Origin of the sequence: Pseudothioclava alba (genome assembly GCF_033100795.1) — a bacterium.
Classification (GTDB): domain Bacteria; phylum Pseudomonadota; class Alphaproteobacteria; order Rhodobacterales; family Rhodobacteraceae; genus Pseudothioclava.
The window spans coordinates 61,878-85,488 of sequence record NZ_JAWLVI010000001.1; the positions used below are offsets into that span (position 1 = coordinate 61,878).

At 62.4% G+C, this 23,611-nt stretch carries 25 protein-coding genes; 15 read left to right on the forward strand and 10 right to left on the reverse strand.

The window, feature by feature from the left end; genetic code table 11:
- Positions 1-4: 4 nt before the first annotated feature.
- Entirely contained in the window at positions 5-2,575 is a 2,571-nt protein-coding gene (locus RYZ20_RS00290; RefSeq protein ID WP_317669881.1) for a methyl-accepting chemotaxis protein, read from the reverse strand.
- Between the two features lie 302 nt (positions 2,576-2,877).
- On the opposite strand from RYZ20_RS00290, the gene RYZ20_RS00295 reads away from it, so the two are divergent.
- The 5 genes from RYZ20_RS00295 (at position 2,878) to RYZ20_RS00315 (ending at position 6,330) form a co-directional block, all read left to right on the forward strand.
- A complete protein-coding gene (locus tag RYZ20_RS00295; RefSeq protein WP_317669882.1) occupies positions 2,878-3,504 on the forward strand; it encodes an ATP-dependent Clp protease proteolytic subunit in 627 nt (208 codons plus the stop codon).
- 116 nt (positions 3,505-3,620) lie between these two features.
- Complete coding sequence (gene clpX / locus RYZ20_RS00300) at positions 3,621-4,889, forward strand: ATP-dependent Clp protease ATP-binding subunit ClpX (protein ID WP_317669883.1); 1,269 nt, start codon at positions 3,621-3,623, stop codon at positions 4,887-4,889.
- Positions 4,890-5,122: 233 nt separating this feature from the next.
- Positions 5,123-5,497: an NADH:ubiquinone oxidoreductase subunit NDUFA12 gene (locus RYZ20_RS00305; RefSeq protein ID WP_317669884.1), complete on the forward strand. Its 375-nt coding sequence runs from the start codon at positions 5,123-5,125 to the stop codon at positions 5,495-5,497.
- A 12-nt stretch (positions 5,498-5,509) separates the two neighbouring features.
- On the forward strand, positions 5,510-5,965 hold the full coding sequence (mlaD, locus tag RYZ20_RS00310; protein ID WP_317669885.1) for an outer membrane lipid asymmetry maintenance protein MlaD: 456 nt from the start codon (positions 5,510-5,512) through the stop codon (positions 5,963-5,965).
- Positions 5,965-6,330, forward strand: coding sequence for a DUF2155 domain-containing protein (locus RYZ20_RS00315; RefSeq protein ID WP_317669886.1), 366 nt, complete (start codon positions 5,965-5,967; stop codon positions 6,328-6,330). Before mlaD ends, RYZ20_RS00315 begins: the two co-directional genes overlap by 1 nt.
- Here RYZ20_RS00315 and aat read toward each other — a convergent pair.
- From aat to RYZ20_RS00340, 5 genes are all read right to left on the reverse strand, one after another.
- Complete coding sequence (gene aat / locus RYZ20_RS00320; protein WP_317669887.1) at positions 6,294-6,932, reverse strand: leucyl/phenylalanyl-tRNA--protein transferase; 639 nt, start codon at positions 6,930-6,932, stop codon at positions 6,294-6,296. The genes RYZ20_RS00315 and aat overlap by 37 nt on opposite strands.
- A gap of 97 nt (positions 6,933-7,029) precedes the next feature.
- The gene (accC, locus tag RYZ20_RS00325; protein ID WP_317669888.1) at positions 7,030-8,376 is read right to left on the reverse strand and encodes an acetyl-CoA carboxylase biotin carboxylase subunit; all 1,347 of its coding nucleotides are present in this window, start codon (positions 8,374-8,376) and stop codon (positions 7,030-7,032) included.
- 10 nt (positions 8,377-8,386) lie between these two features.
- Positions 8,387-8,884: an acetyl-CoA carboxylase biotin carboxyl carrier protein gene (gene accB, locus RYZ20_RS00330; RefSeq protein ID WP_317669889.1), complete on the reverse strand. Its 498-nt coding sequence runs from the start codon at positions 8,882-8,884 to the stop codon at positions 8,387-8,389.
- Positions 8,885-9,111: 227 nt separating this feature from the next.
- On the reverse strand, positions 9,112-9,702 hold the full coding sequence (locus RYZ20_RS00335; protein ID WP_317669890.1) for a hypothetical protein: 591 nt from the start codon (positions 9,700-9,702) through the stop codon (positions 9,112-9,114).
- A 106-nt stretch (positions 9,703-9,808) separates the two neighbouring features.
- On the reverse strand, positions 9,809-10,402 hold the full coding sequence (locus RYZ20_RS00340) for a TetR family transcriptional regulator C-terminal domain-containing protein (RefSeq protein ID WP_317671276.1): 594 nt from the start codon (positions 10,400-10,402) through the stop codon (positions 9,809-9,811).
- A 223-nt stretch (positions 10,403-10,625) separates the two neighbouring features.
- Between RYZ20_RS00340 and aptA the strand changes: the two genes are divergently transcribed.
- From aptA to RYZ20_RS00375, 7 genes are all read left to right on the forward strand, one after another.
- A complete protein-coding gene (gene aptA / locus RYZ20_RS00345) occupies positions 10,626-11,948 on the forward strand; it encodes an omega-aminotransferase AptA (protein WP_317669891.1) in 1,323 nt (440 codons plus the stop codon).
- 119 nt (positions 11,949-12,067) lie between these two features.
- Positions 12,068-12,505 (forward strand): hypothetical protein, encoded by a 438-nt coding sequence (locus tag RYZ20_RS00350; protein WP_317669892.1) that lies wholly within the window; start codon positions 12,068-12,070, stop codon positions 12,503-12,505.
- A 72-nt stretch (positions 12,506-12,577) separates the two neighbouring features.
- Positions 12,578-13,894, forward strand: a complete 1,317-nt coding sequence (locus RYZ20_RS00355) for a short-chain fatty acyl-CoA regulator family protein (RefSeq protein ID WP_317669893.1) — start codon at positions 12,578-12,580, stop codon at positions 13,892-13,894.
- A 63-nt stretch (positions 13,895-13,957) separates the two neighbouring features.
- The gene (locus RYZ20_RS00360) at positions 13,958-14,350 is read left to right on the forward strand and encodes a response regulator transcription factor (RefSeq protein ID WP_317669894.1); all 393 of its coding nucleotides are present in this window, start codon (positions 13,958-13,960) and stop codon (positions 14,348-14,350) included.
- Positions 14,343-14,636, forward strand: coding sequence for a hypothetical protein (locus RYZ20_RS00365; RefSeq protein WP_317669895.1), 294 nt, complete (start codon positions 14,343-14,345; stop codon positions 14,634-14,636). The genes RYZ20_RS00360 and RYZ20_RS00365 overlap by 8 nt, the downstream gene beginning before the upstream one ends.
- 3 nt (positions 14,637-14,639) lie before the next feature.
- Positions 14,640-17,333, forward strand: coding sequence for an ATP-binding protein (locus tag RYZ20_RS00370; protein ID WP_317669896.1), 2,694 nt, complete (start codon positions 14,640-14,642; stop codon positions 17,331-17,333).
- A gap of 84 nt (positions 17,334-17,417) precedes the next feature.
- On the forward strand, positions 17,418-18,638 hold the full coding sequence (locus RYZ20_RS00375; protein ID WP_317669897.1) for a FliM/FliN family flagellar motor C-terminal domain-containing protein: 1,221 nt from the start codon (positions 17,418-17,420) through the stop codon (positions 18,636-18,638).
- Positions 18,639-18,641: 3 nt separating this feature from the next.
- Here RYZ20_RS00375 and RYZ20_RS00380 read toward each other — a convergent pair whose 3' ends face one another.
- Both RYZ20_RS00380 and RYZ20_RS00385 read right to left on the reverse strand, forming a co-directional pair.
- On the reverse strand, positions 18,642-19,076 hold the full coding sequence (locus RYZ20_RS00380) for a DUF6691 family protein (RefSeq protein ID WP_317669898.1): 435 nt from the start codon (positions 19,074-19,076) through the stop codon (positions 18,642-18,644).
- Positions 19,076-19,501, reverse strand: a complete 426-nt coding sequence (locus RYZ20_RS00385; RefSeq protein WP_317669899.1) for a YeeE/YedE family protein — start codon at positions 19,499-19,501, stop codon at positions 19,076-19,078. Before RYZ20_RS00385 ends, RYZ20_RS00380 begins: the two co-directional genes overlap by 1 nt.
- Positions 19,502-19,632: 131 nt before the next feature.
- On the opposite strand from RYZ20_RS00385, the gene RYZ20_RS00390 reads away from it, so the two are divergent.
- Entirely contained in the window at positions 19,633-19,950 is a 318-nt protein-coding gene (locus RYZ20_RS00390; RefSeq protein WP_317669900.1) for a TraR/DksA family transcriptional regulator, read from the forward strand.
- A 99-nt stretch (positions 19,951-20,049) separates the two neighbouring features.
- On the forward strand, positions 20,050-22,074 hold the full coding sequence (locus RYZ20_RS00395; protein ID WP_317669901.1) for an enoyl-CoA hydratase-related protein: 2,025 nt from the start codon (positions 20,050-20,052) through the stop codon (positions 22,072-22,074).
- On the opposite strand, the gene RYZ20_RS00400 is transcribed toward RYZ20_RS00395, so the two are convergent.
- Positions 22,043-22,258, reverse strand: a complete 216-nt coding sequence (locus RYZ20_RS00400; RefSeq protein WP_317669902.1) for a hypothetical protein — start codon at positions 22,256-22,258, stop codon at positions 22,043-22,045. The genes RYZ20_RS00395 and RYZ20_RS00400 overlap by 32 nt on opposite strands.
- A gap of 146 nt (positions 22,259-22,404) precedes the next feature.
- Here RYZ20_RS00400 and RYZ20_RS00405 point away from each other — a divergent pair, with 146 nt between their 5' ends.
- Positions 22,405-22,656, forward strand: coding sequence for a DUF2312 domain-containing protein (locus RYZ20_RS00405; protein WP_317669903.1), 252 nt, complete (start codon positions 22,405-22,407; stop codon positions 22,654-22,656).
- 50 nt (positions 22,657-22,706) lie between these two features.
- Here RYZ20_RS00405 and RYZ20_RS00410 read toward each other — a convergent pair whose 3' ends face one another.
- Positions 22,707-23,582, reverse strand: coding sequence for a hypothetical protein (locus RYZ20_RS00410; RefSeq protein ID WP_317669904.1), 876 nt, complete (start codon positions 23,580-23,582; stop codon positions 22,707-22,709).
- Positions 23,583-23,611: the final 29 nt, after the last annotated feature.

Consider the following 23,611-nt stretch of genomic DNA (forward strand, 5'->3'; position numbering starts at 1 on the left):
CGGATCAGAAGTCTTCCCACTCGTCTTCTGCAGGGTCCGGTTTGACAGCGAGCGAGCTGAGCCGCTTCGCCGCTGGCGCGACCGGCTGTGCGGGAGGGGCGTTTGTCGCCGCGGCAAATGCCGGTTCCCGCTGCGAGCGGAAACTTGCTGTGCCCACGCCGTCCGGCGCCTCGTTCCCAAGCGAGAACTGCTCCATCGTCGAAATCAGGATGTTTGCTTCGCGGTTGAGCGACTGACTCGCCGCTGTGGATTGTTCGAACATCGCAGCGTTTTGCTGTGTAACCTGATCCAGTTGGTGCACAGCGGAATTGATCTCGTTGAGACCGGTTGACTGTTCGCGTGTCGAAACCGCGATATCAGACACGACCGAGAAAATATCCGTTACCGAAATCTGGATGCTGCCAAGGGCATCACCAGCCTGGCCGACCAGATCGACCCCCCGCTTCACCTGATTGGAGGAAGAGGAAATTAGTCCTGCAATTTCACGCGCGGCATCGGAGGAGCGTTGGGCGAGAGCACGCACCTCGGAAGCGACGACGGCAAAACCGCGACCTGCCTCGCCTGCGCGTGCAGCCTCTACCCCAGCGTTCAGGGCCAGAAGGTTGGTCTGGAAAGCAATCTCGTCAATCACGCTGGTGATTTTCGAAATCTTGTTCGAACTGTCTTCGATTTCGCCCATAGCGGTGACGGCTTCGCGGACGATATTCCCGCTCGTCTCGGCGTGTGACTTGGCATCGGCCACCATTTTATTAGCCCTGTCGGCGCCGTCGGCGGCGGATTGAACGGCCGCCGTCAACTGGTTCATCGCTGCGGCGGTCTGTTCCAGCGTTGCCGCCTGCTGCTCGGTCCGGCGCGACATATCGTCGGCGGCGGCAGCAATTTGGCCGGCCTCGTTGCGGATCGAGTTTGCGTTGTCGAGCACCTGTTTGATCGCAAACAGAAGGTTGGTTGTGGCGGTGTTGTAGTCGATGCGCAGGGTCTCGTAGCTTTGCGGGAATTCCCTGTCGATGGACGAGGCAAGATCACCGTTCGAGAGCTTCTCGAGTGCGGCGCGCAGAGCTTCGACGACGTTTCGTTGAGCTTCTTCCATCGTTTTGCGCTCGATATCCAGCTTGTCGAGCGCGGCCTGTTGCGCGGTCACATCATTGGCCAGGAGGCAAAAGTGGGTGAGTTCCCCTTCGTCGTTGAGAATCGGGTTTGCCGAGCCTTCGAGCTGCACCTCGCGCCCGCCGAGCAACAGGATGAAGCGCCCTACAATCGGTTGAAGATTGGACATCAACTGGCACACCGGCGTGCCTTCATGCAGGATTTTACCGGCCATACTGACGCCGAGCAGTGCTTCTGGTGAGGAGCCGAGAAGTGTCGCACAGGCGGCATTCAAAAGGTCGATGCGGGCGTCCGGTGTCAGGTCGATGCGAAGCTGGTTGCGGTGGATGGCGTCGATCACGGCGGCATTGCGTTGTTCGTCAGTCAGGTCGCGCCACTCGGAGACATGCCCGATCTTTTGCCCGCTTTCGTCATAGACCGGATTGATCATGACGCTGAGATAACCGCTTTCGAGTTGCTGGCCGATACGGATCGTGTCCGACGAACCCGCGTCAAGCGATCCGGCTGCGCGGGGGCCGGCGGAGAGAATTTCATCCGCGCGGTATCCGATAAGATTGTCGGCGGAAAAGGCGCTGTGAACTGTGTGCAGCGCCGCCTCGTGTTTGCGTAAAAGCTGGCTCGCCGCCTCGTTCACATAGGTGATGCGGTGGTCGTTGCCGGTCAGGATCACGGCCGACGTGCTGGCGTCGAGAGCGGTCGAATTCACCTTCGCCTGCCGGTTTATCGCAGCCGAGGCTTTGAGCGAATCGCGCAATTCCTCGATCGCGCGCGCGATCATGCCGATCTCGTCTTTGCGCCGACGGCCCCTGATTTCAACGGAAAAATCCTCGTTTTGGACAGCCTGGACGGCTTGGGCGACGCGGCGCAACGGCGCCCCGATAGAACCGCTGAACACCCATGCCGCCCCAGCCAGAGCAACCACGAACACAGCCGCTGTGATCGACAGCGCCTTTATCAGGCTGGCTTTCAGCGCGGCGGTCGCCAGTTCCGAAGACCACTCCATTGCGACAACTCCGAGGAGGGTGCCGTCATTGCTGAGCGCGGGCATGGCGTAAGAGAGCGTCGCCATATCGGTTTGCGCTTCGATTTCTTTATAGGCGGTCTGCGCGAGCGACATCAGCTGAGACGCGCCGCTATCGGGAACTGACGCGGCAAACTCCTCTCCGGTCTTGTCGAGAATGATCGCACCGGTCGATTCTCCGCCGAGATTTGTCATCATTTCGGCCAGAACTTGTGCGCCGCGGTCTGGCGCGGAAAAGCGCAGCGGACTAATGATCAGCCCTGTCAGGTCGGAGGTGGAACGGGTCAGCCGCTCGTGCGCGGTGGCAAAGGCCGCTTCTTTAGAACTGCTGAAATTAAGCAAGGTCAACATGCCGGTGACGCAGAGCGTGCAGATGAAAACGATCAGCGTGGAGCGCATGAATACCGAGTGAAAAAACGAAATCTTCGACGCGTTGGTCCCGGTCATAGGAGGCTCCAGTCTGTATGGATGGTGAGCGGACTGCAAAGAGGCATGGCTTTGGCTGTGCCGCCAACAGGCCGAAGGGATAGGTTGGGCTGTCTGTGTCCTGTGGCGCGCATGTCTTCCGAGAATCCGTGTGAGGCATTGAACGGAGAGACGTTAGCGAGCAGACTCTTTCGTCTGAGTTAATCCCTGTCGCCAAGCCGCAATAAAAATGCTGCCCTTGAAGGCCGCGTCCCACGACACTAAGACTTGAGTAAAGTTCTGCGGCTATGGATGGTCGCAGACAGATTCTGGAAAGGGCAGCGATGAAAGATCCGATCGACCTGTATATGAACACGCTGGTGCCGATGGTCGTTGAACAGACCTCGCGCGGCGAGCGTGCCTACGACATTTATTCGCGGCTCCTGAAAGAGCGGATCATTTTCCTGTCCGGCCCCGTGCATGACGGGATGTCGACGCTGATCTGCGCGCAGCTTCTGTTCCTTGAAGCGGAAAACCCGACCAAGGAAATCGCTATGTATATCAATAGCCCAGGCGGTGTCGTGACCTCGGGCCTGTCGATCTATGACACGATGCAATATATCAAGCCGAAGGTCTCGACGCTGGTGATCGGGCAGGCGGCCTCGATGGGGTCGCTCTTGCTGACGGCGGGCGAAAAGGGGATGCGCTTCTCGCTGCCCAACTCGCGCGTGATGGTGCACCAGCCGTCGGGCGGCTATCAGGGGCAGGTGACGGATATCATGATCCACGCCCGCGAGGTTGAGGGGCTGAAACGCCGTCTGAACGAAATATATGTAAAACACACGGGTAACGATTACGCGACCGTCGAGGCCGGGCTTGAACGCGACAACTTCATGTCGGCGCAAGAGGCCAAGGACTGGGGGCTGATCGACGAGATTCTCGAAAGCCGCCCGCGTGAAGGCGATAAATAAGCCAGCTTAACGGCTTTGGCATTTTGACATTGAGGTGACGGTGGGCCTGACTTAGACTTCGGTCAAAGGCTCACCCAAACCGCACCGGCAAGCCCGGTCAGGCGCAGAGGAAAGACATGGCGAATAATTCCGGCTCAGACAGCAAGAACACGCTCTATTGTTCGTTCTGCGGCAAGAGCCAGCATGAGGTTCGCAAGCTGATTGCGGGTCCGACGGTGTTCATCTGTGATGAATGTGTCGAGCTGTGCATGGATATCATCCGCGAAGAAACGAAGACTTCGGGGCTGAAAACCACCGATGGCGTGCCGACGCCGCGCGACATCAGCAAGGTGCTGGACGATTATGTGATCGGGCAGGAGCACGCCAAGCGCGTGCTCGCGGTGGCGGTGCATAACCACTACAAACGCCTCAATCACGGCTCGAAATCGGATATCGAACTGGCGAAGTCGAACATCCTGCTGATCGGCCCGACGGGCTGCGGCAAGACGCTGCTGGCGCAGACGCTGGCGCGGATTCTGGATGTGCCGTTTACGATGGCGGATGCGACGACGCTGACCGAAGCGGGCTATGTGGGCGAGGATGTCGAGAACATCATCCTCAAGCTCTTGCAAGCCTCCGAATATAACGTCGAGCGTGCGCAGCGCGGCATCGTCTATATCGACGAAGTCGATAAAATTACGCGCAAATCGGACAACCCCTCGATCACCCGCGATGTCTCGGGCGAGGGGGTGCAGCAGGCGCTTCTGAAAATCATGGAAGGCACAGTGGCTTCGGTTCCGCCGCAAGGCGGGCGCAAGCATCCGCAACAGGAATTTCTGCAAGTCGACACGACGAACATCCTGTTCATCTGTGGCGGTGCTTTCGCGGGGCTGGACCGGATCATCGCGCAGCGTGGCAAAGGCACGGCCATCGGCTTTGGCGCCGATGTGAAAGAGCCCGATTCCCGCGGCGTGGGCGAGCTGTTCAAAGAGCTGGAACCCGAAGATCTATTGAAATTCGGCCTGATCCCGGAATTTGTCGGGCGCCTTCCGGTGATCGCGACGCTGACGGATCTGGATGCCGAAGCGCTGGTGACCATCCTGACCGAGCCGAAAAACGCCCTGGTCAAGCAGTATCAGCGCCTCTTCGACATCGAAGGCGTGAAGCTGAGCTTCACCGATGACGCGCTCAAGGCCATCGCGAAGCGTGCGATCGCGCGGAAAACCGGCGCGCGCGGGTTGCGCTCGATCATGGAGGATATTCTTCTCGATACCATGTTCGAACTGCCGGGCATGGAAGGCGTTGAGGAGGTCGTGGTCAACGAAGAGGCTGTCGATGCGTCCGAGGTCAAGCCGCTCCTGATCTACGCCGAGAACAAGAAAAAAGAGCCGAAATCGGCGGGCTAAACCCCCCGGATTGTGCTGCGAATGATGCGGACCTTCGGGTCCGCATTTTCGTTTCTGGAGAACAGAGGCAGAGGTGATTCCCCGCATGTTGATCGTCGCGCGAAGCCTCTCTCGCGAATATCCGCGATTGCCGCCGGATTTGGCTGCTCAAGCGGGGGAACTGCGCGCTTCTGGCACTGGACCTTTGGCGCTCCTTCGCTATAAGGAGGGGGAATTGCCTGCGGAGGATAGACATGAAATTCCTGCTTCGCCTTTTGACCTGGTGGAATGGCCAGACCCTTGGCACCCAAATCTTTACCGCGCGCAAGGGCGTGAAGGTCGGCGAAGATGCGCAGGGCAACGTCTATTACCAGACCCGCGACGGTAAGCGCCGCTGGGTGATCTATAACGGCGAGGTCGAGGCTTCGCGAATCTCGCCCGATTGGCACGGCTGGATCCACTTCACCTATGACGAGCCGCCGACCAAGGCACCGCTGGCCCATAAATCGTGGGAACTTCCGCATCAGGATAACATGACCGGCACGGCTGCGGCCTTTGCTCCGGCGGGTTCGCTGCGTCAGGCCGTGCCTGCGCAACGCCGCGATTACGAGGCTTGGCAGCCTGAATAAGGCGGAGGCCATATGAGCGAACCTCGTGCAGAGATTTTGACTGGCGCTGCCGTTCTTGCGGTGGCGCTTGGCTTTTTGGTCTGGGCCTCGAAGGGCGAAGATTTCGGTAGCACGGGCGGGCAATATCCGCTGCGCGCCTCGTTCCGCTCGGTCGAGGGGGTCACGGTTGGCACAGATGTGCGCATGGCGGGGGTCAAGATCGGCACGGTGACGGAGCTTTCCCTCAACCCGCAAACCTTTTTCGCCGATGCGACAGTTTCGCTGCGTGACGATGTGATCCTGCCCGAAGATTCCGCCATTGCAATTGCGTCCGAGGGGCTTCTTGGCGGCGCCTTCGTCGAGATTGTTCCCGGCGGAAGTCTGGATAACCTCGCAGCGGGGGACGAGATTCTGGACACGCAGGGTGCGGTCTCGGTGCTGTCGTTGATGATGAAATTCGCCGGCGGGTCGTCGGAAGAGGGTCAGTGATGCGTCTGGTTGTTGCTTTGGTTGCTACGCTTTCGGCAGGAGCCGCGCTGGCGCAGGATGCCCCTTCGGGGTTGGCCGATGCCGGGGCGGCTGTTTTGCGCGGCCTCGACAAGGTTGCGGGCACGGCAGCGGACATCGAACTCGCGATCGGGCAATCGGTTGATTATGGGCAAATCCGCATCACGCTGGACGCCTGCCGCTATCCGCCCTCCGATCCGTCTTCGAACGCCTATGCCTTTGTGACGGTTGAGGAAAAAGACGCAGCCCCGGTGTTTTCCGGCTGGATGATCGCGGATAGCCCGGCGCTTTCGGCGGTGGATCATCAGCGCTATGACGTCTGGGTCATCCGCTGCAAGACCGAATAGGCATCATCAATCGCGGGTGCGGCGAAATCCGCGTCGATTTGCAGCGCCTCGGCCAGCCAGTTCTTATAGTTGTCGCGCGGAATCTCGATCCCGCCCAAGGACGCCAGGTGCGGTGTCAGATATTGCGTATCGAACAGCGTGAACCCCGCGCGGCGCAGCCGGTCAACCGTATGAACCAGCGCGATTTTTGACGCATCGGTCGTGCGCGAAAACATGCTTTCCCCAAAGAAGGCACCACCCAGAGTGACCCCGAAAATGCCGCCCACCAGTTCGCCTGCGCGCCAGACCTCCAGCGAATGGGCAAAGCCTGCGGCGTGAAGCTGGTCATATAGTGCAAACAGGGGGCCGTTGATCCATGTTTCTTCGCGCGCGGCGCAGCCCTCGACGGTGGCGCGAAAGGCGCGGTTGATCGTGACGCGATACTCGCCGCTGCGCAGTCTGCGCGCCAGTGATCGGGAGATGTGGAGGCCGTCCAGCGGGATGATGCCGCGCTGCTGCGGCTCGAACCAGTAAAGACGCGTATCCTCGCGGCTTTCGGCCATCGGGAAGATGCCCTGCGCATAGCCCGACAGCAGAAGTTCGGGGCTTAACCGATCTGACATATCCGCTCCTTCGCTATCGCACCTGCGCAGAATGGCGCAGCCGAAGGGGAAGATCAACGCAACGAAAAACGCCCCCGTTTCGCGGGGGCGTTCGGGGTTAGCCGTAGGTCTTGGCCAGCCATTTTTCCAGCCAGTGGATCGAGTAATCGCCCCGCTGGATGTCGGGTTCCGCCAAAAGCTGGTGGAACAGCGGCACCGTGGTATCGACACCGTCCACGATCAGCTCGCCCAAGGCGCGGCTCAGGCGCGCCAGCGCTTCGTTCCGGTCGCGCCCGTGCACGATCAGCTTGCCGATCAGGCTGTCGTAATAGGGCGGGATTTTGTAGCCGTCATAAAGCGCGCTATCCATCCGCACGCCCAGACCGCCCGGAGCGTGATACTGGGTGATCTTGCCGGGGCAGGGGGCGAAGTTCGGCAGACGCTCGGCGTTGATCCGCACTTCGATGGCGGCGCCGTTGATCTTGAGGTTTTCCTGCGTGAACTCCATCTCTTCGCCAGCGGCGACGCGGATTTGTTCGCGCACCAGATCGACGCCGAAAATTGCCTCGGTGACGGGGTGTTCCACCTGAAGGCGGGTGTTCATCTCGATGAAGAAGAACTCTCCGTCCTCATACAGAAACTCGATCGTGCCAGCGCCGATGTATTTCAGCTCGGCCATTGCGTCGGCGCAGATTTTGCCGATGCGCGCGCGTTCCTCGGGCGTAATGCAGGGGCCGGGAGCCTCTTCAAAGACCTTCTGGTGACGGCGCTGGAGCGAGCAGTCACGCTCGCCCAGATGGACCGCGCGGCCCTTGCCATCGCCGAAGACCTGAATTTCGATGTGACGCGGCTTCTGGAGGTAACGCTCCATATAAACCTCGTCATTGCCGAAGGCGGCCTTGGCCTCGGAACGTGCGGTGCGGAAGGCGATTTCCAGCTCGCTCTCGTCTTTGGCGACTTTCATGCCACGGCCACCGCCGCCAGCCGTCGCCTTGATGATCAGCGGATAGCCGATTTCGGCGCCGACTTTTCTGGCGGTCTCGAAATCTGGAACGCCTCCGGCCGAGCCAGGAACCACCGGAATGCCAAGGTTCATGGCGGTTTCCTTGGCGGTGATCTTGTCGCCCATGATGCGGATATGGGCGGCAGACGGGCCGATGAAGGTGATGTCGTGATCTTCGAGAATCTGCACGAAATTCGCATTTTCGGACAGGAAGCCATAGCCCGGGTGGATCGCTTGCGCGCCGGTAATCTCGCACGCGGCAACGATGGCGGGCACCGAGAGGTAGCTGTCGGTCGAGGAATTCGGCCCGATGCAGACGCTTTCATCGGCCATACGCACATGCATCGCGTCCGCATCCGCCGTCGAGTGGACCGCGACGCTGGCGATGCCCATCTCGCGGCAGGCGCGGATCACGCGCAGCGCGATCTCGCCGCGGTTGGCGATCAGGATCTTGTCGAACATCTGATCGTCCTCACTCGATGATCATCAGGGTCGTGCCGAACTCTACGGGCGTGCCGTCATCCACGAGGATGCGCTTCACAGTGCCAGCTTTGGGGGCCGGAATGTGGTTCATGGTCTTCATGGCTTCGACGATCAGGACGGTCTGGCCTTCCTTGACCTGTGCGCCGACCTTGACAAAAGGCTCTGCGCCCGGCTCTGCCGCAAGATAGGCGGTGCCGACCATCGGCGAGGGCAGAGCGCCCGGATGGCTTGCCGGATCTTCGGTTGCGGCTGCTGCCGGTGCTGCGGCGGCAGCGGGCGCTGCCGCAGGTGCTGCGACCGGAGCGGCAGCCACGACCGGCGCGGGGGCCGCATGGACCACGGTCGCCTGCTTGACGACGCGCACCTCAAGGCTGTCGTCTTCGCCATATTCGCGCACGACGGACAGCTCGGTCAGGTCATTTTTGTTCAGCAGTTCCGCCAGTGCCTGGATGAAGGCGACATCGTTGTCATGGGAGTTTTTCGTCATGCCATCCTCAAGGGTGCTTATGTTTATGAGGCCCGCATCGGGCCGAAGGTCTCGGGCGGTTATACGCCAGCACGCGGGCGGAGGAAAGCGGGAACGACTGACCCAGCGGAAAGCGCAAAGGAATTTCCATGACCGATAGCCCCGCCACCCGAAGGCGCAGGGTATCAACCAGCGACCGTTGTCGACTGACACGGTTCTAAAGATGCGCATGCATCCGGCTTTGCGGCCTAGCGCGTCAGATCCATCTGATGCGGTTCGGGGGCGCCGATAGATTTCCAGACCGTGCCGGATTGCGAGGTCGACACCGGCGCCTGTTCAGAAGCGGAGGTCTGTTTCGCGCGATCCAGCCGGGGAGTTTCCCCATTTACCCGATCCGGCTCAGCCGCCGCGCCTTGCCGCGCGGGCGCGGGGTCGTCGCTGGCCTGCACCGTCCGGGCGTCCTCCGCATCGCTTTGGTTCTGAATTTCGGCAACCGTTTTCGGCACACTCATACGGCGCACGGCCTCTGCTTCCAGAGGTGTGACGTCGAAAGTCGGCGGTGGCCCCGTCGGCCCCTCAGGGTCGATCGGCGCATCCGTTTGCGCGGTCCCGTCTGTTTCAAGCTCATATGCACTCGCTGCGGCTATCGTTTCCAACAGACGCGCGGCTTGGGCATGATCTTGCGATGTCTGTGTGTCCACCTGGGCACCCAGACCTCCTTTGGTATTTGCGGACTTCGCCGCGGGCTCCACCGTACTGGCAGGAGGTTTTTTAGGTGTCGCTGGCATTTGCAGCGGCGACCAGCCAATCTGGGGCAAAAAGCCCGAAATCTGGTCCATCCCCAAACTCCTTGCTCGAAGCACCCCCACCAAGACGATTCTGCGCCTTGAATGTGAAGCGGGCGTTAATTTCCGTCTGGCTTCGAAAGGGATGGTTAACAGGCGTTCAGGGGGTCAAAAGCCGCTCGAAGAGCATCTCCAGATGCTTGCCCGCTTCGGTATAGGGGTCGTGGCCTTCGCCCAGAACCGCGCGAACCTGCACATCGAAATCGGCATAATGCTGAGTCAGCGCCCAGATGGAAAAGATCAAATGGTAGGGATCGACGGGGGCGATCTGCCCCTGTTCCGCCCAATTGCGGAGGATTGCGGCCTTTTCGTCTACCAGCGTTTTCAGATCCCCCGACAACCCTTCGCCGATGCGCGGGGCGCCTTGCAGGATTTCATTGGCAAAGAGGCGCGACTCGCGCGGCATCTGCTGGCTCATTTCTAGCTTGAGACGCATGTAGCGCATGATCTCGTCGCGCGGGGTTCCGTCCGGGTCCATCGCACGCAGGGGCGCAAGCCATGTGTCCATCAACCCGTTCAGCAGCTCCAGATGGATCGCCTCTTTCGACGGGTAGTAATACAGCAGATTGGGCTTCGACAGCCCCGCCGCCGAGGCAATCTGTTCCAGCGTCGAACCACGGAAGCCATTGGCCGAAAATACCTCCAGCGCCGCCTCAAGAATGACCTTGCGGTTCCGCTTCTGGATGCGGGTCATCGGGCGGCCTTCGGGCTGCGCGGGGGGGTGGTCGGTCGGGCTTTGCGTCACAAGATCGGTTCCTTTCGGGAGGTTCTTGTTACAGGAGCGCTTGACAGCGATCAACGCTCTGGATCAGCTGTGGCAGAGTTTTGGCTGCGCGCCGTGCCTCGTGTGTTGCACTATGGTCCCGTGCGGGGCGCGCAATATGCACCGTCAAAAGGCGGGCGAAAGGGAGAAAGACATGGCGCTTGACCGCAAAACCCCGAACGACCTGAACGCGTTCTGGATGCCGTTCACTGCCAACCGGCAGTTCAAGAAGGCTCCGCGGATGTTCGCTTCGGCGAAGGATATGCACTACACCACCACTGACGGGCGCGAGGTGCTGGATGGCACGGCGGGGCTGTGGTGCTGCAACGCGGGCCATTGCCGCCCGAAGATTACCGAGGCGATCCAGAAGCAGGCGGCAGAGCTGGACTATGCACCCGCGTTCCAGATGGGCCATCCGGCTGCGTTCGAGCTTGCGAACCGTCTGGTCGAGATCGCGCCGGAGGGGATGGATCATGTATTCTACACGAACTCTGGCTCGGAATCCGTTGAAACGGCTTTGAAAATCGCGATTGCCTATCATCGGGCGCGGGGCGATGGTGCGCGCACCCGTCTGATCGGGCGCGAGCGCGGCTATCACGGGGTGAACTTTGGCGGCATCTCGGTTGGGGGTATCGTGAATAACCGCAAGGTCTTTGGGCCGATGCTGGCGGGGGTGGATCACATGCCCCACACGCATCTGCCGGAAAACCAGTGGTCGAAGGGCCAGCCCGCGCATGGCGCGCATCTGGCCGATGATCTGGAGCGGATTGTCGCGCTGCATGGCGCGGAAACCATCGCGGCCGTGATCGTCGAGCCGATGGCGGGGTCAACCGGCGTTCTGCTACCGCCCAAGGGTTATCTGCAAAAGCTGCGCGAGATCACCCGCAAGCACGGCATCTTGCTGATTTTCGATGAGGTAATCACCGGCTTCGGGCGTTTGGGCAGCGCCTTTGCGGCGCAGCATTACGGTGTCACGCCCGACATCATGACGACCGCCAAGGGGCTGACCAACGGGGTGATTCCGATGGGCGCGGTTCTGACCACTGGCGCGGTGCACGAGGCCTTTATGAACGGCCCCGAGCATATGATCGAGCTGTTCCACGGCTATACCTATTCGGGCAATCCGATCGCCTCGGCCGCGGGCATCGCGACGCTGGAGACCTATCGCGAAGAGGGGCTGTTCGAGCGTGCCGCCGAGATGGCGCCCTATTGGCAGGACGCGCTGCATTCGCTGAAAGGCACGCGCCATGTGATCGACATCCGCAACGAGGGACTGATCGGCGCGATCGAGCTTGAGGGGATCGCGGGCGAGCCGACGAAGCGCGCCTTCAACGCCTTCTTGCAAGCCTATGAGAAGGGCATCCTGATCCGCACGACGGGTGACATCATCGCCATGTCGCCGCCGCTGATTATCGAGAAATCCCATATCGACCAGTTGATCGGCACGCTGAAGGATGTGCTTGAAACTCTCGACTGACGGCGCTTCCGAGTGCTTTCAGCGCCCGCTGTCGCAGGACGGCGGGCGTTTTTATGCGCGGTTTCAGTGTTTTTTTAAGGGAGTCGTGCTCTGATTTGCATGAGAAACCGGAGTATCCCATGCAGGAAGTCGATCATCATTATGCAGACGAGACTGGTCCGCATTGGCTTTGGTGGCTGGTGGGGATCGGGGCGGCCAGTGCGTTGTCCGTGCTGTTTTTCCTGACGTGGAAAAGCCAGTTTGCCGCTCCGCCCGGTTATTTGTTCGGAACGCCGACGCAGGCGGCGGAGGCGGGCTATTGTCTGGCGGTCGCGCAGGATGTGGCGCGCGGCGGCAGCCTGCCGGGCAGCTATTTCGACGAGGCAGCGCAATTCTGGGTGAAGCGATTGCAAGGCTATGGGGTCAAGATGGGCGCGGCGATCTCCGAAGGGCGCGGGCTTCTGGGGCGCGACTTGCAGGCGACCAGAGGACCAGAGATTGCATGGCTGCGCGAGGCGATGGATAAATGCTCGAACCGCGCGGTGAACTATGGCGCGCGGTTCAGGGCGTTCAATTAGGTAAATTCGTGGCCATACTGTAAAGTGCTTTTGATTTTATACCTTTGCCCGTAAACTTGAGGCGGAGGTATCATGGCCCGCTCTGCTCTGACTGGCACCCGTATTCGTGAACGGCGCACGGCCCTGCATCTGCGGCAGGCTGATATTGCGCGCTCTGTCGGGATTTCGCCCGCCTATCTTAACCTGATCGAACATAACCGCCGCCGCGTCAGCGATGCGCTTTTGGAAAAACTGGCAACCGCCCTCGGGATGGAGGCGGTTGCGCTCTCCGAGGGCGTGGAGGGGGCGCTGTTCGACGGCTTGCGCGAGGCGGCGGCGGGGGCGGAAACCGGCGGTGAGGGATCGGCCGAGCTGGAGCGGATCGAGGAATTCGTCGGCCGTTTTCCCGGGTGGGCGGGGGTCGTGGCCGAGCGGCAAAAGCGCGTGGCCGATCTGGAGCGCGTGGTCGAAACCTATGCCGAGCGGATGGCGCAAGACCCGTTCCTGCTCGCTTCGTTGCACGAGGTGATTTCGGCAGTGACCAGCCTGCGCTCGACCGCAGCGATTCTGGTCGAGACCGAGGATATCGAGCCAGACTGGAACCGCCGCTTTCTGGCGACCATCCACGAAGAAAGCCTGCGCCTGTCGGATTCCGCCGAGGCGCTGGTGGGCTATCTGGACGAAGAGGAGCAGGCCGAAACCGGCCTCGCCTCGCCGCAAGAGCAGGTCGAGGCGTGGCTCGAAAGCCGCAACTGGCACCTGCCCGAGCTGGAAACCGCGCAACCTCCCGTGCCGGACCGCCTGATCGACGGGGTGGCGGAACTTGCCTCGGGGGCGGCGCGCAAACTCGCACTGGCCCATATTGGGCGCGCGGGGCAGGATGCGCGGGCGCTGCCGATGGTGGCTCTGTCACGCGCGCTGGCGCAGCACGGAGCCGATCCGGTGGCAATTGCGGCGCAATTCGGGGTGCCGGTGCCGGTGGCCTTTCGTCGTCTGGCCGCCTTGCCCGAAGGCACGGCTAATCTGCCGCCGCTCGGGCTGGTGGTCTGCGACGGGTCGGGCACGCTGACCTTCCGCAGGCCCGTTGCGGGGTTCAGCCTGCCGCGCTTTGGCGCCGCCTGTCCGCTTTGGCCACTGTTCGAGGCGCTGGCCCGCCCGATGCAGCCCGTTCGGATGCTGGCCGATATGGCCGGCCGCGTGCCGCAGCGCTTTCTAAGCTACGCCTATTGCGAAACCACGATGACCGGCGGGTTTGACGGCCCCGTGCTGCGCGAGGCGATGATGCTGATCCTGCCCGCCCCCGAAGAAGCGCAGGGGATGACACGCCGCGCTATCGGGTCAAGCTGCCGGATTTGTCCGCGCGCCGAATGCGCGGGACGACGGGAACCCTCGATCATGGGGACGGGGTAACCCGTTTGCGGATTTGACAGTTCGCGCGCGCCCCGCGATAGTCGGGGTGCGGGAGGGGACGCCATGGCCAATCAGCATGTGCTTCTCATAGAGGACGAGCCGAATATCGCCGAGGCGATCCGGTTCATTCTGATGCGTGCGGGCTGGACCGTATCCATCCGGGAAGACGGGGCCGAGGCTCTGTCGGCCATTGATGCGCTTATGCCCGATGCGGTGATCCTGGACCTGATGCTGCCGGGGCGCTCGGGGATCGAGATCCTGACGCTTTTGCGCGCGCGCCCCGAATATGCCGCCTTGCCGGTGCTGATGCTGACCGCGCGGGGGCAGGCGCGAGACCGCGAGGCCGCCGAGCGCGCAGGTGTCAGCGCCTTCCTGCCCAAGCCCTTTTCGAACGCCGAGGTGCTGGATGTGCTGAACCGGATCGTGGCCCATGCCGAAAGCACGCCCGATGCCTAAGGCCAGCCAGCCTTTGTTCCTTGCGCGCCGCTCGTATCGCCGCCGCCGGATGATGGATGCCGCGCGGGTTTTGCCGATTGCAGGCGCGGTGATCCTGATGCTGCCCGCGCTCTGGTCTCCCGAGGCCACGCCCGAGCCCGATACCGCGCGCGGCACGGTCTACCTGTTCGCCGCATGGGGAATGTTGATCGCCTGCGCTTTCCTGCTCGCGCGCCGTCTTGGCGATGCGCAATACGAGGAGGAGACCGCCGAGGGGGGCGGGCGCCTCCCGCCGCAGGAGCACTAGCCGATGCCCTTCAATATCCTTGTTGCGGTCTGCCTGGGCTATGTGATCGTGCTGTTTGCGGTGGCCTATTTTGCCGAACGGCGTGCGCGTCAGGGGCGGCTGAAGTTCCTGCACTCGCCGGTGGTCTATACCCTTTCGCTGTCGATCTATTGCACCGCCTGGACCTTTTACGGCGCGGTCGGCTATGCGGCGCGCTCGGGGCTGGAGTTCGTCACGATCTACCTTGGCCCGACGCTGGTGTTTATCGGCTGGTGGTGGGTGCTGCGCAAGCTTGTGCGGATCGGGCGGACGCAGCGCGTGACCTCGATCGCGGACCTGATCTCGTCGCGCTATGGCAAGTCGAATACGCTTGGGGTGATTGTGACGCTGATGTCGGTGGCTTCGGCAACGCCCTATATCGCGCTGCAATTACAATCTGTTACGCTTAGCTTTGGGGTGTTCGCGGATCACCCGCCCGAGTTCTGGGCGCTGTCTGGGCAGACCGAAACCGCGCTTTGGATTGCGGCCGGTCTGGCGGTGTTCACGATCCTTTTCGGCACCCGCAATCTGGACGCGAACGAGCGTCACCACGGCGTCGTCATGGCCATCGCGCTTGAGGCCGTGGTCAAGCTGGTCGCGCTGGTCGCGGTGGGGGTGTTCATCGTCTGGGGTGTCGCGGGCGGGGTCGGCGATATTCTGGCACGGATCGACGCCTCTCCGATCGCCGAGTGGCATCTGAAGCCGGGGCGGTTTGCGGGGCTTCTGTTTGTTTCAGCGGCGGCGATCCTGACCTTGCCGCGGATGTTTCAGGTGCTTGTGGTCGAGAACGTCGACGAGCGCCATCTGACCACCGCAAGCTGGGCCTTTCCGGCCTATCTGATGACGATGAGCCTGTTTGTCATTCCGATTGCCGTGGTGGGGCTTGAGATGATGCCCGCAGGCACAAACCCCGACCTGTTCGTGCTGACGCTGCCTTTGTCGCAGGGGCAGGGGAAGCTGGCGCTCTTGGCATTCTTGGGCGGGTTTTCTTCGGCCACCTCGATGGTGATCGTCGCGGCGATTGCGCTGGCGACGATGGTGTCGAACCATATCGTCACGCCCCTGTGGCTGGCGCTGCGCACGGGCGGGGTGCGCGAGCCGGGTGACGTGCGCGGTCTGGTGCTGATGTCGCGACGGATTTCCATCGGCGCGGTTCTGGCGATGGGCTATAGCTATTACCACCTTTCGGGCGGCTCCGAGGCGCTGGCGGCAATCGGCCTGATCGCCTTTGTTGGCGCTTCGCAGGTTTTGCCCGCGCTTCTGGGGGGCATCTTCTGGCGGGGCGCGACCCATGTGGGGGCGACGGCGGGGCTTTTGATCGGCTTCGCGGTCTGGCTTTATGCGCTGTTTCTGCCGTCGGTCGGTGAAAGCGGCTGGATTTCGGCCTCGGTGATGGCGCAGGGGCCGTTCGGGATTGGCTGGCTGCGCCCGCAGGCGCTGTTCGGGATCAGCGGGATCGACCCGCTGCTGCACGCGCTGTTCTGGTCTTTGCTGTTGAATTCGCTGGCGTTTCTGATCTTCTCGATGGTTTCTTTCCCGCCGCCGATGGAGCGGCTTCAGGGTGTGGCCTTTGTCAATGTGTTCGACCAGTCCCAAGGCGCGCAGGGCTGGACGAAGGGGCGCGCTGACCCCGAAGACCTGCTGTCGATGTCGCAGCGCATCCTTGGCACCGAAGAGGCGCAGGGCTTCTTTCAGGCGCAGGCGGCGGCTCAGGGCAAGACGGGGTTCCTGCCTGACACCACGCCTGATTTCATCGCGCGGCTGGAACGCCATCTGGCAGGCTCGGTCGGGGCGGCGACGGCACATGCGATGATCGCGCAGCTTTCGGGCGGCGCCTCGGTTTCAGTGCAGGATCTGATCGCGGTGGCGGGGGAAACGGCGGAAATCAAAGAATACTCCGCGCAGCTTGAGGCCAAGTCCGAAGAGCTGGCCCGCACCGCGCGGGCGCTGCGTGATGCCAATGACAAGCTGACCGAGCTGTCGGTGCAAAAAGATGCTTTCCTGGGCCAGATCAGCCACGAGCTGCGCACGCCGATGACCTCGATCCGTGCGTTTTCGGAAATCCTGATGGAGCCGGATATTCCTGAGGAGATGCGCCAGAAATACGGCGAAATCATCCACGAAGAAGCCCGCCGCCTGACACGGCTTCTGGATGATCTTCTGGACCTGTCGGTGCTGGAAAACCGCAAGGTGCAGCTGAATGTCAGCGTGGCAAACCTGCATGATCTGATTTCCAAGGCGGTGACGGCGGCAGGCTCCACCCGCCCCGAGCGTCAGTTCCGTATCGAGCGCGATGTGGCTGCAGAGCATATGCCGGTGTTCACCGATACCGACCGGCTGTTGCAGGTGTTCATCAACCTGATTTCGAACGCGCGCAAATATTGCGATGCCGATCTGCCCAGACTGCGTATCGAAGTGCGCAAGCGCGGCCGCAAGGTGCAGGTGGATTTCATTGATAACGGCTCGGGGATACCGAAAAAGGCGCAGGCGTTGATCTTCGAGAAATTTGCACGCCTGACCGATACCGCAAGCGCGGGCGGCGCGGGGCTGGGGCTGGCGATCTGCCGCGAGATCATGACCAATCTGGGCGGCTCGATCGACTACCTTCCGGGGCAGGGGGGGGCGGCGTTTCGGGTGACCTTGCCTTTGCGGCGTGCCGAGGATGGCGCGGAAGGGTAAACATCCGCCCGGTTTCAATAATTTGTAAACCTTGATCTGCGATTCCTTGCGGGAGTGCCCCCTTTCGGGGCGAGTGGGAAGCAGATGGCGGAAGCGCATGACAAGAAGATGTTGCGCAAAAAGGCCGAGGCGGGCAGGTCCGTCGCGGATGGCACGCCTATGTCTGCGGAGCGCGCGATCGGTCAGGCGCTGGCCAAGACCGCGCAGGAATTGATGGAAATGCCGCTTCAGACCCGCGGGCTGAAGGAAACGCGCATGACGCTGGCCGATCTGCCCGAGGTGCTTGAGGATCAGTCGCTTTTGCTGGTGCTTGAGGGGCCGAAGCAGGGGCTCGGTCTGTTCGCGTTGCCGCCTGCGACGCTGTCGGCGCTGATCGAGTATCAGACCACGGGGCGTCTGGGGCGCGCACCTTCCGCACCGCGTCGGCCCACGCGGATAGATGCCGCGATGGTTCTGGATTTTGTCGATGGGGTTCTGGCGGGGATCGAAGAGTTGCTGGTCGACCATGATGCGGTCTGCTGGGCAGGCGGGTTCCGCTATGCCTCGTTTCTGGATGATCCGCGCCCGATGGGGCTTATGTTCGACGATATTTCCTATCGCGTCTGGACAATTGATCTGGGTTTCGGCGCGGGCGGAGAGCGAGAGGGGAAACTGCTGTGGGTGATCCCCGCGACGGGGCGTGGCGCGCGCCCGCGTCGTCATATTCCGGGGCAAAGCGCCGAGGAAGGCGCACATGCGATGGAGGTTGCCGCCGCCGCTGCCGAGGTCGAGTGGCATACCCAGATGGAAGTGGCGGTGCAGGGGGCGAGCGTGACGATGGAGGCGGTTTTGCACCGGATCACCTTGCCTCTGTCTGCCGTGATGGAGTTCCGCCCCGGCACCGATTTGCCGATCCCGATGAATGCACTGGAACAGTTGCGGGTCGAGGGGATGGGACGGCGCTTTGTCTCTCATGCGCGTCTTGGGCAGCACAGCGGGATGCGGGCGGTGCGGCTGTGCGAAGAGGAAGAGGGCGGATTGACGATGGGCGATGCGCCACGGCGGCGTGAAAGCCCGATGGCTCTCAATGTCGGGGACAGCCCGTTTCCCGATATTCCAGCGGGCGATCTGCCGGATATGGGCACCATGGGGGGCTTGGGGGATCCAAACTCCGCCTCGTATGATCTTCCCGAAACCGAGGGAGGCTTTGGCGATTTAGGGGGCTTCGGGATGGAGGAGGGCGGGGAACTGCCGCCCCTCTCGATGGCGCTTGACGGGTTTGGTCTGGACGACGAAGACCCGCTGAAAACCGGTTCTGACGGCTAGGTTTCAGCCGTCGCTATCCAGTCGCCCAAGTTGCAGCTTGAGCCTCGGCGCCGCGGCCATGCCTGCGCACATCGCGGCCACAAAAAGCACCCCTTGCCAGCCGCCGAAGGTCAGAGACCCAAGGGCCGGACCGGGACAAAGCCCTGCCAACCCCCAGCCCGCGCCGAACAAGAGCGACCCAAGAACGATATTGCGATCCACCAGAACGGGGGGCTTTTCGGGCATCGGCAGCCCGATCAACGAGGTTTTCCGGCGGTTGGCAATTGGCCAGACAATCGCCATCACCCCCACGGCACTGGCCAGAACAAAGGCCAGCGTCGGATCCCATTCGCCGAAAACATCCAGCCAGCCCTGAACCTTGCGGGTATCGACCATGCCCGCCACCAGAAGCCCCGCTCCGAACAGCCCGCCCGAGAGAAACGAAAAGAACAACCGCATCAGATTACTCCCAGCACATGCCGCCCGATCGCCAGCGCCAGCCCGCCGCCGATCAGGTAGAACACAGTCGCGGTGATCCCGCGCAGCGAAAACCGCGAGATGCCGCAGACCCCGTGCCCCGAGGTGCAGCCGTTCGCGATCCGTGTGCCGACCCCGACCAGCAGCCCCGCAAGGATAAGCACCACCGGATTCGAGGTAATGTTCGTGTCCACGGTCTTGTAAAGCGGCACCAGCAACGGCGGCACGAAGATCAGTCCGGCCATAAAGACCAGCCGCTCTTTGGCCGAGTTGCGCCCCGTGCCGTCGATCAGCGCACCCAGAATGCCGCTTGCGCCCAGAATCCGGCCGTTCACCAGCAAGTAGATGGCCGAGCCGACACCGATCATCAGCCCCCCCACGAGACCCCAGATCCAGTCCTGTTCCATTGTGCTTCCCTTCGCCTTCGCAAGCCCGCACAATAGGCCTTGCGCGCAGGGGGCTGCAAGCAGGTTTGACCTGCATCAAGGCTCTGAAAACCGGAGTGTTATTAACTGAAGCCCCCAAAGGAGGATACGCGATGAAATCCGATGACATCCGCCGCGAAGAGCTGCTTGCGCGCAAGGCGCAACTCTTGGATCGCGTTGACCAGATCGAGGCCGAGTTCGAGGAGCATGAGGCCAAGGACTGGGAAGAAATGGCCACCGAGCGCGAAGGCGATGAGGTGCTTCACGACCTTGGGGATGCCGCGAGCGCCGAGCTGAGGATGATCGAGGCGGCGCTCTCGCGTCTGGCCGAGGGCGAATACGGCTATTGCGTCACCTGCGGCGAGCGGATCGACGAGGGGCGGCTCGATCTGGTTCCGGCGACGCCGTTTTGTCGTCAGCACGCGCCATAAGGGTTCAAGCTGCTGGCAGGGCTGTCTTTTAGCGTTGCGTCCTGACCGGTGGGGCTTACACTCGGGTCCAGACCTGAGACAAGCGACCGGGGGTAGGCGATGACCCGCAGAGTGAGATTGCAAAGACGTGACGGCGTGGCGCTGGTTACGCTGTCCGCACTGGATGGCGACGGACAGCGCGCGGGCTTTGACGGGCAACTGCGCAGCGCCTTGGGCGAGGCATTGGCGGTCGCGCTGTCGGAGCCTGCGACCCGTGCTGTGGTCTTGCGCGCGGATGCGGGTGGCTGGCCCGCCTCCGATGATGTTTCAAGCGATTACGCCGGTCTCGAGGCGTCGGATAGCGCGCATCCCGCGGGGCTGTCGGCGCTGTGTTCGATGGTCGCCCGCGCACCGGTTCCGGTTGTGGCGCTGCTTTCGGGCGTGGTCTCGGGAGGGGCTTTGGCGCTTGCGCAGGCGGCAGATTTGCGGCTGGCGCAAGAGGGCTGCGTCTTTGCGATGCGCGAATTTCCGGGCGGATTTCTGCCCGGTGGCGGGATGATCACGCGGCTGGCGCGGCGCGCAGGCGCAGGGGCCGCAATCGAAGCGATGCAGGGGGGGCGGATGGATGCCTCCCGCGCAATGGCCGCGGGGCTGTGCGATGCGGTGATCGGGGCAGGGGCTTTGGAAACTGCTGCGATGACTGTTGCGCTGGACGTCGCAGAGGGCAAGTCGCCGGGGCTACCTGACCGTCAAGCGGGGGTGTCCGATATGGGGAGCTTCTTCGATCAGGTCGAGGCCGCGCGCAATGGGGTGCCGGATGGCCCGTTGCAGCCTGTCGCGCGCCGCTTGATCGACGTGATCGAGGCCAGCGCGCTTTTGCCCGAGGACGAGGCGATCACCTTTGAAAACGTTGCCTGTGTCGAGCTAATGGCCACGCCGCTGGCACGGGGCTTGGGCTATTCGGGCGCGATCCGGCGGATGGCGCATCGGCGCTTCGGGGACGGAAACGGATCGCCCGAAGCGGGGCGCGGGATCGGCCTTTGGAATATGGGCGACCGGCTGGCGCTCGGGTTGGCTGCGCAGGGATATGCGCTCCGCGTCGGCGCCTCTGACGGGGACTGGCTGGCGGCGGCGCAAGAGCGCATCGCGCGCGAACTGGCTGCGATGTCGGCTGCGGGACGCATCGACGCCCATACGGTGCAGACAATCGGCGGGCGTCTGGAGTTTTCCTCTGATCCGGCTGGGGTCGGGGCGGCAGAGATGGTGTTTGCCCGCCTGTCCCCGCGCGACCCCGAGGGCACATTGGATGCGTTGCGTCACGCAGACGGAGGCACTCTGGCGCTGGCGGGCGCCGATCCGCACGCAGACGAGATCGGCTTCGGATTTAGCGGATCGGTGCGTGAATTCGCGCCGGGCGCAGAGGTTTCGGCGGAGTGTCTGGCAGAAATGGCGGGGGCATTGCGGCGCGCCGGCTCGATCGTGGTGATCGGTCGGGGGATCGCGGGGCGTCTTGAGGCTGCCTATTTCGCTGCGGCAGAACGCTGCGTGATGGCGGGGGCTTCTCCGGATCAGGTGGATCAGGCGCTTCTGGCCTATGGCTTTGGAACGGCGCCGTTCGCATGGATCGACGCGCTTGGCATCGACGCGGTGCTGGCGCGGCTCGAGGCGGCGCATCGCGCGGTCGGCCCCTATCTGAGCTTCCTGCGGATCGTGGGCTACACGGGGCGCGAGTTCGGGCAGGGGGTCTACGCTTATGCCGACGGGCAGGGCGCCGCGCTGGCTCCGGAGACGGCGGAAACGCTTGAGGCATTGCGCAGCGAGGCGGGTATCGTGGCGCGGGCCGTGAGTAACGGCGAGATTGTCGCGCGCGTCATGGCCGAGCTTGCCGGAGAAGGGGCGGCCCTGCTGCACGAGGGTGCGGCAGAACGGGCGGGCGACATTGATCTGGTGGCGCAGTCCGCGCTCGGGCTTGCGCCGCATCTGGGCGGGCCGATGTTCCGCGCCGATAGCGAGGGGGCGCTGGCGCTGCGCAAACGCCTGCGCGCATTGACCGAAGAAGGCGCGCCGCCGCCCGTTGCACTGTGGGACCGGATGATCCGCGACGGCACGGGGTTCAGCCCAGCAAAATCCCCGCGACGACCATAATCAGCCCGATCGCCGAGACAAAAAACGCGCCCATGTTCAGGGTCACGGCTTTTTGCAACCGCGCGCGCAAGTCCTCATCGGAGAGGCCCGCGCGCTTCGCCTTGAGAATGGCGAGGATCGACCAGACGATGATCGCGAGGCCAGCCAGAGTGACGGCCGCGCCGATCCAGATCAGGAATTCCATGCGATTTTGCTCCGAAATAATGTTTGCGCGCTCGGTAACGCGGCGGAGGCGGGCTGACAAGCCCGTTCGGGCGCAAAGCGGTGCTTGAAGAGCGCGCCGCCACAGGGTAGCAACGCAGGCAAACCGATCCGAGGAGCCCCGTATTCATGCCTAACGACGCCATCTATTCCGTTGCCGCCGACGAACTGCGCCAGTTCATCGAGCAATACGAACACCTCGAAGCCGAGAAGAAAGACATCACCGAGCAGCAAAAGGACATCATGTCCGAAGCAAAAGCGCGCGGCTACGATACCAAGGTGATGAAAAAGATCATCGCCTTGCGTAAGCGCGACAAGAACGAGGTCGACGAGGAAGAAGCGATCCTCGAGACCTACAAAGCCGCGCTCGGGATGAGCTGATCCGGGCCTAAATGTCGAAAGCCCCGGCCTTGGCGCCGGGGCTTTTTAGTTTATGGCGCGATGAACTCGACCCCGTCCATTTCCGCGATTTCCGCGACATCGAGGTCATACAGCGCGGTGATGTCGTCGATCAGGTCTTCGGTCCAGTGCGGCAGGGGGGCTTCGATCTCGATCTCGTCGTGACGGACGAATTTATCAAGAAACGCGGCCACGATCTTGCGTCGCTGCGCGATGGTTTGCGGCGGGTGCGAAGCGATATAGGCGCGCAGCCGCTCCAGCCCCTCGGGGACCATGATTTGTTCAAGGATCACCTCTTCACCCCAGATCGGCGTCTCGGCCGGAAGACCGCCGACACGACGCAGCACCTCGGGCCAGATCAGCGGCAGATCCTCGTTGCACCACAAGACGATACGCTTGCCATTGGCGGCGGCGACCATCTCCCGGATCACCGGCGCCCACCGCAGCGAGCGGGGATCAAGGTCGCAGATGATTTCACGATAGGTTTTCTTGGGCTGGCGCGCGACAAGCTGGGTCACAAGCGTCGCCGGATTGATCAGCGCCATGTGAAACTCGACATCCGCATCGGGAAACAGGTTCGCCAGAGGCCCGAGCTTGGACGGCGCCATCGCGTAAAACCCTTGCGGGGTTATCACTCGGTCGGGGATACAGAGAAAAAATTCGTGGCTGAAGATCAGTCGGCTGACATGTTCGTGCGGGGTGCAGGCGGTCACGATGGCGTCTTGGGTCGCCTGATCCGCAGGCCCGCCTTTCAGCGACAAAAGCGCGTCACGCAGCACCATCCGGTAGTTTTTGGGTGCGGGCACAAAGGTCTCAAGCGTTCGTAGCAGGCGGAAGTTCTTTGAGAGTGTCCGAACGATCTGATCGTCATCGGTGGCGTGCGCGCCCATGTGAAAAATGACCTGCATCCGGTCCAACCTGCCCTTCTTTTACTTTC

Coding starts and splice junctions, on each gene's coding strand:
- aptA (WP_317669891.1), top strand. CDS start 10,626: ATGGCGCTTGACCGCAAAACCCCGAACGACCTGAACGCGTTCTGGATG.
- accC (WP_317669888.1), bottom strand. CDS start 8,376: ATGTTCGACAAGATCCTGATCGCCAACCGCGGCGAGATCGCGCTGCGC.
- RYZ20_RS00385 (WP_317669899.1), bottom strand. CDS start 19,501: ATGGAACAGGACTGGATCTGGGGTCTCGTGGGGGGGCTGATGATCGGT.
- RYZ20_RS00380 (WP_317669898.1), bottom strand. CDS start 19,076: ATGCGGTTGTTCTTTTCGTTTCTCTCGGGCGGGCTGTTCGGAGCGGGG.
- RYZ20_RS00405 (WP_317669903.1), top strand. CDS start 22,405: ATGCCTAACGACGCCATCTATTCCGTTGCCGCCGACGAACTGCGCCAG.
- mlaD (WP_317669885.1), top strand. CDS start 5,510: ATGAGCGAACCTCGTGCAGAGATTTTGACTGGCGCTGCCGTTCTTGCG.
- clpX (WP_317669883.1), top strand. CDS start 3,621: ATGGCGAATAATTCCGGCTCAGACAGCAAGAACACGCTCTATTGTTCG.
- RYZ20_RS00335 (WP_317669890.1), bottom strand. CDS start 9,702: ATGGACCAGATTTCGGGCTTTTTGCCCCAGATTGGCTGGTCGCCGCTG.
- RYZ20_RS00355 (WP_317669893.1), top strand. CDS start 12,578: ATGGCCCGCTCTGCTCTGACTGGCACCCGTATTCGTGAACGGCGCACG.
- RYZ20_RS00340 (WP_317671276.1), bottom strand. CDS start 10,402: ATGACCCGCATCCAGAAGCGGAACCGCAAGGTCATTCTTGAGGCGGCG.
- RYZ20_RS00315 (WP_317669886.1), top strand. CDS start 5,965: ATGCGTCTGGTTGTTGCTTTGGTTGCTACGCTTTCGGCAGGAGCCGCG.
- RYZ20_RS00360 (WP_317669894.1), top strand. CDS start 13,958: ATGGCCAATCAGCATGTGCTTCTCATAGAGGACGAGCCGAATATCGCC.
- RYZ20_RS00305 (WP_317669884.1), top strand. CDS start 5,123: ATGAAATTCCTGCTTCGCCTTTTGACCTGGTGGAATGGCCAGACCCTT.
- accB (WP_317669889.1), bottom strand. CDS start 8,884: ATGACGAAAAACTCCCATGACAACGATGTCGCCTTCATCCAGGCACTG.
- RYZ20_RS00390 (WP_317669900.1), top strand. CDS start 19,633: ATGAAATCCGATGACATCCGCCGCGAAGAGCTGCTTGCGCGCAAGGCG.
- RYZ20_RS00350 (WP_317669892.1), top strand. CDS start 12,068: ATGCAGGAAGTCGATCATCATTATGCAGACGAGACTGGTCCGCATTGG.
- RYZ20_RS00290 (WP_317669881.1), bottom strand. CDS start 2,575: ATGACCGGGACCAACGCGTCGAAGATTTCGTTTTTTCACTCGGTATTC.
- RYZ20_RS00365 (WP_317669895.1), top strand. CDS start 14,343: ATGCCTAAGGCCAGCCAGCCTTTGTTCCTTGCGCGCCGCTCGTATCGC.
- aat (WP_317669887.1), bottom strand. CDS start 6,932: ATGTCAGATCGGTTAAGCCCCGAACTTCTGCTGTCGGGCTATGCGCAG.
- RYZ20_RS00295 (WP_317669882.1), top strand. CDS start 2,878: ATGAAAGATCCGATCGACCTGTATATGAACACGCTGGTGCCGATGGTC.
- RYZ20_RS00370 (WP_317669896.1), top strand. CDS start 14,640: ATGCCCTTCAATATCCTTGTTGCGGTCTGCCTGGGCTATGTGATCGTG.
- RYZ20_RS00375 (WP_317669897.1), top strand. CDS start 17,418: ATGGCGGAAGCGCATGACAAGAAGATGTTGCGCAAAAAGGCCGAGGCG.
- RYZ20_RS00410 (WP_317669904.1), bottom strand. CDS start 23,582: ATGCAGGTCATTTTTCACATGGGCGCGCACGCCACCGATGACGATCAG.
- RYZ20_RS00395 (WP_317669901.1), top strand. CDS start 20,050: ATGACCCGCAGAGTGAGATTGCAAAGACGTGACGGCGTGGCGCTGGTT.
- RYZ20_RS00400 (WP_317669902.1), bottom strand. CDS start 22,258: ATGGAATTCCTGATCTGGATCGGCGCGGCCGTCACTCTGGCTGGCCTC.